The sequence below is a fragment of the Salmonella sp. SSDFZ54 genome, from assembly GCF_004010735.1.
GTDB lineage: Bacteria > Pseudomonadota > Gammaproteobacteria > Enterobacterales > Enterobacteriaceae > Salmonella > Salmonella enterica.
In genome coordinates this window covers 1428421-1441549 of sequence record NZ_CP034819.1, presented here as the reverse complement: position 1 = coordinate 1441549, position 13129 = coordinate 1428421, and the positions used below count along the sequence as shown (strand labels likewise).

Annotated in this window: 14 protein-coding genes; 1 reads left to right on the top strand and 13 read right to left on the bottom strand. The window is 51.8% G+C overall.

What is annotated here, in order from left to right; translation table 11 throughout:
* Positions 1–33: 33 nt before the first annotated feature.
* The 13 genes from EOS97_RS07290 to EOS97_RS07230 form a co-directional block, all read right to left on the bottom strand.
* Complete coding sequence (locus EOS97_RS07290) at positions 34–198, bottom strand: DUF2556 family protein (RefSeq protein ID WP_000620015.1); 165 nt, start codon at positions 196–198, stop codon at positions 34–36.
* 82 nt (positions 199–280) lie between these two features.
* The gene (gene yhdJ, locus EOS97_RS07285) at positions 281–1165 is read right to left on the bottom strand and encodes an adenine-specific DNA-methyltransferase (RefSeq protein ID WP_000642611.1); all 885 of its coding nucleotides are present in this window, start codon (positions 1163–1165) and stop codon (positions 281–283) included.
* Positions 1166–1250: 85 nt separating this feature from the next.
* The gene (fis, locus tag EOS97_RS07280) at positions 1251–1547 is read right to left on the bottom strand and encodes a DNA-binding transcriptional regulator Fis (protein ID WP_000462905.1); all 297 of its coding nucleotides are present in this window, start codon (positions 1545–1547) and stop codon (positions 1251–1253) included.
* 25 nt (positions 1548–1572) lie between these two features.
* Positions 1573–2538 carry a tRNA dihydrouridine synthase DusB gene (dusB, locus tag EOS97_RS07275; RefSeq protein ID WP_001219664.1) on the bottom strand — a complete coding sequence of 322 codons (966 nt, stop codon included), beginning with the start codon at positions 2536–2538 and terminating at the stop codon, positions 1573–1575.
* 266 nt (positions 2539–2804) lie between these two features.
* Positions 2805–3062: a carbonic anhydrase family protein gene (locus EOS97_RS07270; RefSeq protein WP_223195069.1), complete on the bottom strand. Its 258-nt coding sequence runs from the start codon at positions 3060–3062 to the stop codon at positions 2805–2807.
* A gap of 137 nt (positions 3063–3199) precedes the next feature.
* Positions 3200–4081, bottom strand: a complete 882-nt coding sequence (prmA, locus tag EOS97_RS07265) for a 50S ribosomal protein L11 methyltransferase (protein WP_001145849.1) — start codon at positions 4079–4081, stop codon at positions 3200–3202.
* An 11-nt stretch (positions 4082–4092) separates the two neighbouring features.
* Positions 4093–5544, bottom strand: a complete 1452-nt coding sequence (gene panF, locus EOS97_RS07260; RefSeq protein WP_001175747.1) for a sodium/pantothenate symporter — start codon at positions 5542–5544, stop codon at positions 4093–4095.
* Entirely contained in the window at positions 5534–5776 is a 243-nt protein-coding gene (locus EOS97_RS07255) for a YhdT family protein (RefSeq protein ID WP_000340018.1), read from the bottom strand. Before EOS97_RS07255 ends, panF begins: the two co-directional genes overlap by 11 nt.
* A gap of 108 nt (positions 5777–5884) precedes the next feature.
* Positions 5885–7234: an acetyl-CoA carboxylase biotin carboxylase subunit gene (gene accC / locus EOS97_RS07250; protein WP_000884627.1), complete on the bottom strand. Its 1350-nt coding sequence runs from the start codon at positions 7232–7234 to the stop codon at positions 5885–5887.
* 10 nt (positions 7235–7244) lie between these two features.
* Entirely contained in the window at positions 7245–7715 is a 471-nt protein-coding gene (gene accB, locus EOS97_RS07245) for an acetyl-CoA carboxylase biotin carboxyl carrier protein (RefSeq protein WP_000354626.1), read from the bottom strand.
* Between the two features lie 392 nt (positions 7716–8107).
* Complete coding sequence (gene msrQ, locus EOS97_RS07240; protein WP_001240053.1) at positions 8108–8707, bottom strand: protein-methionine-sulfoxide reductase heme-binding subunit MsrQ; 600 nt, start codon at positions 8705–8707, stop codon at positions 8108–8110.
* Positions 8708–9712 (bottom strand): protein-methionine-sulfoxide reductase catalytic subunit MsrP, encoded by a 1005-nt coding sequence (msrP, locus tag EOS97_RS07235; RefSeq protein WP_000723876.1) that lies wholly within the window; start codon positions 9710–9712, stop codon positions 8708–8710.
* Between the two features lie 112 nt (positions 9713–9824).
* The gene (locus tag EOS97_RS07230; RefSeq protein WP_001148246.1) at positions 9825–10799 is read right to left on the bottom strand and encodes an MDR family oxidoreductase; all 975 of its coding nucleotides are present in this window, start codon (positions 10797–10799) and stop codon (positions 9825–9827) included.
* A 203-nt stretch (positions 10800–11002) separates the two neighbouring features.
* Here EOS97_RS07230 and csrD point away from each other — a divergent pair, with 203 nt between their 5' ends.
* Complete coding sequence (gene csrD / locus EOS97_RS07225; RefSeq protein WP_001241381.1) at positions 11003–12943, top strand: RNase E specificity factor CsrD; 1941 nt, start codon at positions 11003–11005, stop codon at positions 12941–12943.
* Positions 12944–13129 lie beyond the last annotated feature (186 nt).

Below are 13129 nucleotides of genomic sequence, written 5' to 3'. Positions count from 1 at the left end.
GATAAATAATCATAGGTTAAATCGCCCGATTCGCTACTCCAGATCGGTACAATTGATCAATTTAAGAGGGTTAACCGAGTCCATGTTTCGGCACTTATCCTGTTCAGTCGCCATCAATTCGATCCATTGCATCAAAAGCGCATCAAAAAGAAAAACGGAGACGGCAAAAACAACCAGCCACCAATACTTACGTATCATCGTCAAATCCTGTGTATTCATGCCCATGCGTGCTGGGAATATACATGAAATTTTGACGCTGAAAAGCGGACTTACAATGCTTTTACTTCTCTGAAGATAGCGCGTTTATCCCGACATTTCGCTGCTTTTTGGACAGGTTTTGTGTTTTTCTCTTTTTGACTTTTGCAAGTTCATTTTCTGAATAATGCGAAGTGACGCTCAATCTTCTGAGCCCCATTTTTACGTACTCATTATTGAGTTCAATACCGATAAACTTACGACCTGACGCCGCTGCGACAGCGCCTGTGGTGAAACTGCCCGCGAAAGGGTCCAATACGGTATCGCTCGGGTTAGAAGAGGCCAGTATGATCCGTTTTAACAGCGCGCTGGGCTTTTGCGTAGGATGGTTTTCATATTCATCCATCAGATAACGTACGCGAGGAAATGACCAGACGTTGCCCGGCACTTTTTTCTGATTGTATGGTTGGGGCGGGTTTTTTCGATAATCGATTAGCGCGCGCTTAGCGCCCGTCGTGGTTTCGACCAGAATCGCGTCACGGTTAAAGGTATAGCTTTTCGGGTTTTTTACCATCATCAGGATCGGTTCATACATAGAACCAAAGTATTTTTTCGCCTGCACCCCGGAACTATCATAGGACCAGACGATACGGCTTTTGATGGTAAAAAGAGTTCGGCATTTGAGATCGATATACGGCATATTTTCTGTGCTATTCATGATGTACATGGTGCCGTGTTTCTTCAGTACGCGGTGGCATTCATCAATGCATTCATACAGCCAGGCCAGAAAAGACGCTTCGTCCCAGGATTCCACCATACCGTCGAAATCTTTTCCGATATTGTAAGGCGGATCGGCAAAAATTAAGTCAATGCTTTCAGAAGGCAGTTTTTTAAGTTCTGTTAGCGCGTCACCGTGAATAATCTTCTTCGATTCATCGCCAAAGTACTGAGGTTCACATTCCGCTTTCATGACCAAATTCCATGTGATGCGTATAAAAAAGGCGCTTCCCCATGCCGAGTAGCGCCTTTTTAAACAAGCAGTTAGCTAATCGAAATTAGTTCATGCCGTATTTTTTTAATTTTTTACGCAGCGTACCACGGTTGATGCCCATCATCAGAGCAGCACGGGTCTGGTTACCACGGGTGTATTGCATCACCATGTCCAACAGGGGCTGTTCTACTTCAGCCAGTACCAGCTCATACAGGTCATTAACGTCCTGACCATTCAGTTGAGCAAAATAGTTCTTCAGTGCCTGTTTAACCGAGTCACGCAGGGGTTTTTGGGTTACCTGATCCTGAGAGTTAACGGTAGAAACGGTCAGTACGTCAGAATTTACGCGTTGTTCGAACATAGTTCTGTCAGCTCTTTATTTCTGTTTACGCAAAATTTTCGAAGTATGCCTCCAACGCCTCCAGCTGTTCGCTGGCGTCCTCAATAGCGTTGAATGTGCGCCGAAACTGGTCGTCTGGAGCGTGCTCCTGGAGATACCAGGAGACGTGTTTACGCGCGATTCGGTACCCTTTTGCCTGACCGTAAAAGTCATGCAGTTCCCGAACATGCGTGCAAAGCAAGCGCTTTACCTCTGCCAGCGGCAGCGGCGGAAGCAGCTCCCCAGTGTCCAGATAATGCTGGATTTCCCGAAAGATCCAGGGTCTTCCCTGAGCTGCGCGGCCTATCATCAGGGCATCCGCCCCTGTATAGTCGAGAACAGCTCTGGCTTTATGCGGGTTAGTAATGTCGCCATTCGCGATAATCGGAATGGAAACTTTCTGCTTAACTGCCCGAATACTGTCGTATTCAGCTTCTCCGTTGAACAAACAGGCGCGGGTGCGGCCATGGATGGTCAGAGCCTGAATACCACAATCTTCAGCCAGTTGGGCAATCTCTACGCAGTTACGGTGTTCCGGCGCCCAGCCGGTGCGAATCTTGAGAGTCACAGGAACGTCCACTGCGTTTACGACCCCGATGAGTATAGACTTCACTAAATCCGGGTACTGCAAGAGGGCTGAACCTGCCAGCTTACGATTCACTTTCTTCGCCGGGCACCCCATATTGATATCAATAATCTGGGCGCCGCTTTCCACGTTAATACGTGCGGCATCGGCCATCTCAACAGGGTCGCTACCGGCAATTTGCACCGTGCGAATTCCTGGCTCATCAACGTGCACCATCCGTAAACGAGATTTATCGCTTTCCCACACTTGCGGGTTAGAAGACATCATCTCGGATACTGTCAATCCTGCTCCCATCTCATAGCACAGCGTCCGGAAAGGTCTGTCAGTAATGCCAGCCATGGGCGCTGCGATCAGGCGATTTCTGAGCTGATATTGTCCGATGCGCATGAGTTAAGAAATGACCATACTGTGACTGCAAGGCGGCGTATATTACGCATTTTTTGCACGAGATGAAAGGCCAAACTTTGAACAATCCACTGTTGTAGATCAATGAATCGTGCTTAAAAACAGCAAAATAAATTTATAATTCAGTAAAATCATAGAGTTATTTATTGTCGGCGGTTTTGTACGCGCTTACAAATTCCCGTAACTTCTCTCTATTTCTTCGACCAGAAACAAGATAAACGGAATAATCTGCTTTTTTTATAAGCTAATTACCCCAAATGAATGGGATCGCCGTCTCGTTTCAGGACAAGATCACTTCCCGCTGCGCGTGACTTTTCTTCATTGCCAGTCGGAAGGGGGCGCACAGACGCGCTTTTGTGTTCATGAATGGCACGGATAAATTTTTCCAGCTGCGCTGAAGAGAGGGTTAGCGGATGCTGCAGAACAACCCAGACAGCATTTACTAAGCACGAGGACGATGGCTGCCACCCGTTAAAACGCCAGTATCTTTTGTCCGCTGATAGCAGCTGTTTATCCAGACGGATAGTGACAAAGAAGTTATTTCAGGCATTCATTTGATGAATTTAATGATGTCTCGGTGCCTGAAAGGCGTTAAGGCAGTTGTGTGGAGAAAAGCGTGGCCGGGCGACCACGCTGACAAGAATTATTTCTTACGGCCAGTAATGCGGCACCATTCTTCTTTTTCGACGACCGGGTCGAGAGTGAAAAGCTCGGCGTAAGCATCGCAGACGCTTTCCGCCTGGCTGGCGAGAATACCTGAAAGCCCCAGCAGACCGCCCTCAACGGGCAGTACGCTGATTAACGGGGCCAGTTCGCGTAATGGGCCTGCCAAGATGTTAGCGACGACCACGTCGGCTTTCATGGCTTCTGGCTGGTCTTTCGGCAGGTACAGCTCCAGCCGGTCAGACACGCCGTTGCGTTCGGCATTATCGCGACTGGCCTGAATAGCTTGCGGATCGATATCAATACCAATCGCCTTTGCCGCTCCCAGCTTCAGCGCGGCAATCGCCAGAATGCCTGAACCGCAGCCAAAGTCGATCACGGTTTTGCCGTTGAGATCGAGCCCGTCCAGCCATTGCAGACATAAAGAGGTGGTGGGGTGCGTACCCGTACCGAACGCCAGTCCCGGGTCGAGCATCACGTTGACGGCATTCTCGTCCGGAATGTCGCGCCAGCTGGGACAAATCCACAGACGCTCGCCAAAACGCATCGGATGGAAATTATCCATCCATTCGCGTTCCCAGTCTTTATCTTCCAGTTGTTCGATTTTATGGGCAAATCCGGCACCCAGCAGCGGATGTTGCTCCAGAATAGCGACAACGTCTTTCATGTCGGTTTCGGCGTCGAACAGACCGATCACATCGGTATCGCCCCACAGACGGGTTTCGCCCGGCAATGGCTCAAAAACCGGCGTATCGTGCGTATCCTGAAAGGTAATGGAAACGGCGCCCGCTTCCATCAGCGCATCACTCAGCTCTTCAGCATTCGCGCCGGTGGTATTCAGTTTCAATTGGATCCATGGCATGGCAAAACTCTTTATTTATCAGTAGACAATACGGTGGCTTGCGAAGCGGAAGAGCCGAATCGGTTTCCGATCAGAAAAGCCAATAAACTTAACAGTAACGCGGGCACAATCGGATGAAAGCCCTGGTACTGAATATTAAATGTGGCAAGCAGGGCATATAGCACGCCGCCCACGATCATGGCGCTTAATGCGCCTGCCGCGTTTGCCCGCTCCCAGTAAAGGCCCAGTACCAGCGGCCATAAGAACACCGCTTCCAGGCCGCCAAACGCCAGCAGGTTGAGCCAAATGATCATCTCTGGCGGTTTCCATGCTGCCAGCAGCAACAGCGCGCCTAGCAGTAATGTAATCGCTGCCGACATACGCTTCAGCCGGATCTCATTTTGCATCTGATCGGGGCGCAGGTTGAGATAGAGATCTTTAATGATCGTCGCGGAACTTTGCAGCAGTTGGGCGTTAATTGTTGACATGATCGCCGCCATTGGCGCAGCGAGGAAGATCCCGGCGGCAAACGGCGGCAAAACTTTCACCATTAGCGTTGGGATCACCAGATCCGGCACCGTCAGATCCGGAAGCACCGCGCGACCCAGCGCGCCGGCAAGGTGCATCCCGAACATTAAAATCGCCACGACAATCGTACCGATAATAATGCCCCGGTGTACCGCTTTACTGTCTTTATAGGAGATGCAGCGCACCGCCGTATGCGGCAGGCCAATCACGCCAAAACAGACCAGTACCCAAAAAGAGGTCATAAAGGCGGGAGAAAGTATGTCATCGGCGCCCTGCGGCGTTACCAGTTTGGGGTCGAGAGCGTCCAGCGTGTCAACGGCCTGACTTAGACCGCCCGCCGCATGCACCACGCCCACCAGCAGCACTATCGTGCCGACCAGCATCACCAGGCCCTGTAGCGTATCGTTAAGTACGCTGGCGCGAAAGCCGCCAAACGCCGTATAGAGTGCGATACTGACGCCAAATATTAGCAGGCCGGTTTCGTAGGGAATTCCCGCCGCGGTTTCCAGCAGTCGCGCGCCGCCGATAAATTGTACGGTCATTGCGCCAATAAACGCGACCAATAAACTCAGGCTTGCCAACCACACCAGCAGGCGGCTTTGGTAACGCGCGAATAGCATATCGTTAAGCGTGACGGCATTATAGCGACGCGCCAGGATAGCGAATTTTTTACCCAGAATACCCAGTGAAAGCCAGACGGCGGGAAGCTGGATCATCGCCAGCAAGACCCAGCCCAGACCGTATTTATAAGCCGCGCCGGGACCGCCGATAAATGAACTGGCGCTAATATAGGTGGCGGTAAGCGTCATCGCGAGCACGATCCCGCCCATCGAACGGCTGCCAAGAAAATATTCGTTTAAAAAGGTGCCGGCGGTACGCTTGCGCATAGCGTAAATCGAGACCCCGAAGACCACGACCAGATAGGCTACCAGCGGTAGAATGACCTCAAGCTGCATCGTCATCCTCCAGCGAAATATCGCGATAAATGAATTTCACCATCGCCCAGCACAGCAAAATAAAGACCAGCGGCGTCAATAAGCAGGCCATCTCGAACCAGTGCGGCAGACCGGTAATTCCCGGCGAGTCTCCAGGTAAGTAAGCAGCCACTAACCATGCCGCCAGATAGCAAAGGGTCAGCCACAGCGCCCAGCGCGCCTCTTTATGGGCCTGAACAAAACGAGCGTCCATTTTTTGTCCCTTATGGGTGAAGAAAGCGGGAATTGTACATGATGGGGCATCGCTATCCCCAGAAATAAAAAAGGCCGGATTCACCGGCCTTTTGAGACTAACGTGCGATTACTTTTCCTGAAGACCGAGTTTTTTCTCCAGATAGTGGATGTTGGTTCCACCGTGCTGGAAGTGCTCGTCATTCATGATGCGGGTCTGCAGATCGATATTGGTTTTGATACCATCGATAATCAGTTCCTGCAGGGCATTTTTCATACGGGCAATCGCCACGTCGCGGTTTTCACCGTAGCAGATGAGCTTGCCGATCATGGAATCATAGTACGGCGGCACCGTGTAGCCCGCGTAGATATGAGATTCCCAGCGAACGCCAAAGCCGCCAGGCGCATGGAAGCGCGTGATTTTGCCTGGGCTTGGCAGGAAGGTGTTCGGATCTTCGGCATTGATACGGCATTCTACCGCATGGCCTCGAACGACAACTTCGTCCTGTGTGATCGACAGCGGCTGACCCGCCGCGATGCGCAACTGCTCTTTGATCAAATCGACGCCGGTAATCATTTCAGTCACCGGGTGTTCAACCTGAATACGGGTGTTCATTTCGATGAAATAGAATTCGCCGTTTTCGAACAGGAATTCGAACGTTCCTGCGCCGCGATAGCCGATGTCTACGCACGCTTTCGCGCAGCGTTCGCCGATATAGCGACGCAGTTCCGGCGTAATGCCTGGCGCCGGGGCCTCTTCAACCACTTTCTGGTGGCGACGCTGCATGGAACAGTCGCGTTCCGCCAGATAGATAGCGTTGCCCTGGCCGTCCGCCAGCACCTGAATTTCGATGTGGCGTGGATTTTCCAGGTATTTTTCCATGTATACCATGTCGTTGCTGAAAGCCGCTTTCGCTTCCGCTTTGGTCATGGAGATGGACTGCGCCAGTTCAGCATCGCTACGAACCACGCGCATACCGCGGCCGCCGCCGCCGCCGGACGCTTTGATGATCACCGGATAGCCAATACGTTTGGCATGAGCGCGGTTCGCATTCATATCGTCGCCCAGCGGGCCGTCAGATCCTGGTACGGTCGGCACGCCCGCTTTTTTCATCGCGGTAATCGCGGACACTTTATCGCCCATCAGGCGGATGGTGTCCGCTTTCGGGCCGATAAAGATAAAGCCGGAGCGTTCAACCTGCTCGGCAAAATTGGCGTTCTCAGAAAGGAAGCCGTAACCCGGGTGGATTGCCACCGCGCCGGTGATTTCAGCGGCGCTAATGATAGCCGGGATGTTCAGATAACTTTTTACGGACGGTGCCGGGCCAATACAGACCGTCTCATCCGCCAGCAATACGTGTTTTAAATCGCGATCCGCGCTTGAGTGCACAGCGACGGTCTTGATGCCGAGTTCTTTACAGGCTCGAAGAATACGTAGTGCGATCTCGCCGCGGTTGGCGATGACAATTTTATCCAACATGTTCGCCTCGTTACTCGATGACGACCAGTGGCTCGTCAAATTCTACCGGTTGACCACTTTCGACCAGAATCGCTTTCACAGTACCTGCTTTGTCAGCTTCGATCTGGTTCATCATTTTCATGGCTTCAACGATGCACAGGGTATCGCCCACGTTCACTTTCTGGCCCACTTCGATGAACGCTTTCGCGTCCGGGCTTGGGGTGCGGTAGAAAGTACCAACCATTGGGGAGCGTACGATGTGACCACTGATTTCCGCTGCGGCAGGCGCTTCCATTGCTGGAGTAGCCGCTGGCGCGACAGCGTTAGACAGAGCGGGTTGTTGCATCATCGGCGCCGCATAAGCCTGCTGCATCACCGGAAAACCGGCGTTTGCCGTTGTGCGGCTGATGCGAACAGATTCTTCGCCTTCAGAAATTTCCAGTTCGGAGATACCTGATTCTTCAACCAGCTCGATCAGTTTTTTAATCTTACGAATATCCATGAGTGGGTTCCGTACTCTTTGTTTAGTGTGATTGTGACAGGCGTTTTAGCGCCGTCTGTAAAGCATGTGAATGACTGCCGCGGGTAAAATACCGCGCATCTTTGATTTGCCTGTTATGCCGTAGCACCCGAAGGTGAAATTCATGATTTGCCAGTCATTGTGTGGCTATCTTCTGCCATTTTCGGGCAAAAAACAAAATATACCTTCATTGCTCGATTGTCACCCTTTCTGCGAACGAAAATCGCCGTTGGGGAATGTAAAGTCGCACATTATAACTATTTCGTCGCAATTGGCAGCTAAATACTGGTCTTATCAGGGAAGATAATCAACCCGAAACATAAAAAGGACATTACCTGTTTTGCGTTTTGCAATCGACCGCACAGTTCACCAAACTAGCGCCACCACTGGCGAAACTTCCGGTAACGCAACGCTAAAAGGGCTAACGCTAATGCCGCGTAGATGACCGGTTGCGGTGATAAAATCTTTACCGACCACAGGTAATGTATGGGAGCCAGGATCGCGACAAGATAGACGACGTTATGCAGTGTTTGCCAGCGTTTGCCCAATTTACGCTGCGCAAATTGCGTTGAGGTCAACGTCAGCGCCAATAACACCAGCCAGCTAATGATCCCAAGCGTCAAATAAGGGCGTGAAATCAACTCGCTTCCTAACAACGCCAGGTTATGTATCCCCAGTTCCAGTAAGGCATAGCTGGTTAAATGCAGCGTAGCCCAAACGAAACACCATAATCCTAACAGGCGGCGTGTGCGTATCAATAATGGCTGTTTAGCGTAGCGCGCCAGCGGTGAAACCAGCAAGGTGGCGAGCAAAAATTTGAGCGCGGTTCTGCCGGTAAAGTGTTGGATATCCTTTACCGGGTCTGCGCTGAGTCCACCGTGATTTATCGCCCAAAAGAGCCACAGAAGCGGCAAAAAACCGGCAAGATGCAGACAAACTTTTAGCCAGGTTATCTGTTTTGCTGTCAGACGCACTTAAAAATTCTCCCGCAAATTGAGACCGCGATACAGCGAAGCGACTTCATTGGCGTAGCCGTTAAACAGCAGCGTCGGCTGTCTTTGTACATCGAGGATACCGCCTGAACCAATAAAGCGTTCGGTAGCCTGAGACCAGCGTGGATGATCCACATGCGGGTTCACATTGGCATAAAAACCATATTCGTTGGGAGCCGACAAATTCCAGGTGGTTGGCGGACGTTCGCGGGTGAGTTTAATGCTGACAATAGATTTAATACCTTTAAAACCATACTTCCATGGAACGATGAGTCGAATAGGCGCGCCGTTTTGCGGGGGTAACGCCTTACCATAGACGCCAACGGTCATCAGAGTCAGCGGATGCATGGCTTCGTCCAGACGTAGCCCTTCGACATAAGGGTATTTCAGTCCGCCGCCAATAAAGCGATCTTTCTGTCCTGGCATATCATCCGGCGCGTATAGCGTTTCGAATGCCACATATTTAGCGTGGCTGGTGGGCTGTGCCTGCGCGAGTAGCTTATATAAAGGGAAACCAATCCACGGTACGACCATGGACCACGCTTCGACGCAGCGCATTCGATAGATACGCTCTTCTAATGGGAAACGATGTGTTAAATCGTCGTAATCCAGCGTAAATGGCTTCGCGACTTCCCCGCTGATTTTCAACGTCCACGGTTCGGTTTTCAGACTTCCGGCATTGGCCGCCGGGTCGGCTTTATCAAGGCCAAACTCATAGAAATTGTTGTAGCCCGTCACCTTATCTTCCGGCGTTAACGCTAAATCGCTTCGCCAGGCGGCAGGCTGACTAAACTCAAGCGGTTTACCGGCAGGCGCTTTCGGACGATCGTTGCCTTTAAACCAACTGAAGAGATCGGCCTGCGCCGTTGAGGGTAAGGATAAGGCGGCCGCGCTGATGCCTAATGCTTTTAGCACCTGTCGGCGCTGCATAAAAAAAGCCGATTCCGCAGTCACATCGGCTTCTGTTAATGGACGTATCTTTTTCATCACAGACTCCCGGTCTACCCACCACAACATGGCGTGTAGTGAATATGACAGGGAGTGTGTCAATGTGTAAAAATAAATAGTTAATTAAGTGTAAATTTTTTTATACGTGACGTTATTTTATCTTCACCAGCGTACGGCCCTGAACCTGATTATTGATGATGGCATCGGCGAACTTCGGCGCATCCGCCAGCGTAATCTCTGTGGCGGCCTGAGCATAGAACGATTCCGGCAGATCCTTAACCAAACGCGCCCAGGCTTCTGCGCGACGTGCCGGTGGGGTCATCACCGAGTCCACCCCTTGCAAACGCACATTACGCAGAATGAATGGCATAACGGTGGTCGGCAGCGCGAAGCCGCCCGCCAGGCCGCAGGCGGCCACGCAACCGCCATAGTTCATCTGTGCCAGGACTTTCGCCAGCACTTTATCGCCAACGGTATCAATTGCACCGGCCCACAGCTGTTTTTCCAACGGGCGAGATTCAGCAAACTCATCGCGGCTGAGAATACGGTTAGCTCCCAGGCTCTTAAGATAGCCGTGGGTGCTTTCACGTCCTGATACTGCTGCAACCTGATAGCCCAGCTTATGCAGTAATGCAACGGCAGTGCTGCCCACGCCGCCGCTGGCGCCGGTGACGACAACCTCACCGTCTTGCGGGCGAATACCTGCATCTTCAAGCGCCATGACGCACAGCATGGCGGTAAAACCGGCGGTGCCGATGATCATGGCGTTACGGCTGCTCAGTCCCGCAGGCAGCGCGACCAGCCAGTCGCCTTTAACGCGTGCGCGTTCGGCCAGGCCGCCCCAGTGGTTTTCGCCCACGCCCCAACCAGTCAGTAGTACTTCCTGGCCTGCATGAAAGCGAGGATCTTCGCTTGCGTGAACGGTGCCGGCGAAATCAATACCAGGAATCATCGGAAAATGACGGATAATTTTCCCTTTTCCGGTGATAGCCAGAGCATCTTTATAATTCAGGCTGGACCAGTGGACATCCACCGTCACATCACCTGCCGGCAGTTGACTCTCTTCGAGATGTTGCACGGATGCGAGGGTTTTACCGTCCTGCTGTTCTAAGATCAACGCCTGCATAACCTGTCCTCACTTTACATGGTAGATTGGAAAAATAGCTACGAAGACTATACTCGCTAATTAAAACGTGATGCCGATGCAACGCAATAAATTGCCAGATAGATCCATTTTGGTAGTATGCCTGCTTCATTGCGCGCCGTGGCGAATTCCGCCTTCAGATTCGCTTTTTCATACTGTTTATAACCGTCGGAGTTAACTCAAGGATGCGATTAACGACGAAATTCTCAGCTTTTATCACGCTGCTCACGGGGTTAACGATCTTCGTGACTCTGATAGGTTGCTCGCTAAGCTTTTATAACGCCGTACAGTATAAGTATGTCAGCCGTGTGCAGGCGACGGCGACAGCCATTGATACGCACCTGGTGACCCATGATATTGTCTCGCTGACGCCGCAAATCGACGAGCTCATGATTGCTTCCGATATTGTGCGTGTCGATCTGTTGCAGGGGGAGCGCAGCGTCTACAGCCATTCTCGCGCCAGAGGTTATCGGCCAGCCGGCACCAGCGACATGTATCGCGAGCTGGTCGTACCGCTGATAAAACATCCAGGAATGTCGCTACGTCTGGTTTACCAGGACCCGATGGGTAACTATTTTCACTCACTGATCACCACGGCGCCGCTGACGCTGGCGATCGGTTTTATCGTTCTGATTTTGTTTTTATCGGTGCGCTGGCTGCAGCGGCAGCTTTCCGGGCAAGAGCTTCTGGAAATTCGCTCAACGCGCATTCTGAACGGCGAACGCGGGGCGAATGTCCGCGGTTCTGTTTACGAATGGCCAGCGCGCACCAGTAGCGCGCTTGATGTATTGCTTTCCGAAATTCAGTTTGCTCACGAACAGCGTAGCCGCCTGGACACCCTCATTCGCTCCTACGCCGCGCAGGACACCAAAACCGGACTCGGTAACCGTCTGTTCTTTGATAACCAGCTGGCGACGCTGCTGGAAGATCAGGAAAAAGTGGGAGTGCATGGCGTGGTGATGATGATCCGCTTGCCAGACTTCAATCTTCTGCGCGACAGCCTGGGAGGCAATCAGGCGGAAGAGCAGATGTTTATGCTTATCAATCTGCTATCGACATTTATTATGCGTTACCCAGGCTCGCTGCTGGCGCGTTATCACCGCAGCGACTTTGCCGTGCTGCTACCGCATCGAACGCTGAAAGAAGCGGAAAGTATTGCCGGACAACTTTTAAAAGCTGTCGATGCGCTACCGGCTAACAAAATGCTCGATCGTGACGATATGGTACATATCGGCATTTGCGCCTGGCGCAGCGGACAGTCCACCGAGCAGGTGATGGAACATGCTGAAGCCGCGGCGCGGAATGCCGCCCTGCAGGGGGGAAATAGCTGGGCTATCTACGACGACACTCTGCCGGAAAAAGGGCGCGGCAATGTGCGCTGGCGCACATTGATTGAGCAGATGCTGAACCGGGGCGGACCGCGACTTTATCAAAAACCAGCGGTCACGCGAGAAGGTCGCGTACATCATCGGGAATTGATGTGTCGCATCTATGACGGTAAAGAAGAGGTGAGCTCGGCGGAGTATATGCCGATGGTGTTGCAATTTGGTTTATCGGAAGAGTATGACAGATTACAAATTAGCCGCCTGATTACGTTGCTGGGCTACTGGCCGGATGAAAATCTGGCAATGCAGTTGACGGTTGAGTCGCTGATTCGTCCGCGTTTTCAGCGCTGGTTGCGCGATACGTTAATGCAGTGTGAAAAATCACAGCGAAATCGCATAATTATTGAACTTGCGGAGGCAGATGTTTGTCAACACATCAGCCGGTTACAACCCATCCTTCGCTTAGTCAATGCGCTTGGCGTTCGGGTGGCGGTGACACAGGCGGGTTTGACGCTGGTTAGCACGAGCTGGATTAAAGCGCTCAATGTGGAATTACTCAAGCTGCATCCGAGTCTGGTCAGAAACATTGAGAAGCGAACGGAAAACCAGCTTCTGGTTCAAAGTCTGGTAGAGGCCTGCGCGGGTACGCCTACGCAGGTTTACGCGACGGGCGTCCGTTCGCGCGGCGAGTGGCAGACGCTGACAAAACGCGGCGTGGCTGGTGGGCAGGGTGATTTTTTTGCCTCCTCCCAACTACTTGACACAAACGTGAAAAAATATTCGCAAAGATACTCGGTTTAACCTGCCGTTTAATTTGTTTTCACGTAGAATAACGCGCGCTGCGCCTCATGGGGGTGTGCTTGTCTGCTCGCCAGATTGTTGCAGCAAATATGCAGGTGAATGACCTTTGACAGGTTGCAAACGAAGGCGAGGATTGCTGCTGATTTTTTCAGCCCTGAGGGACTCAGGCCGAGATTTGTAACAAAG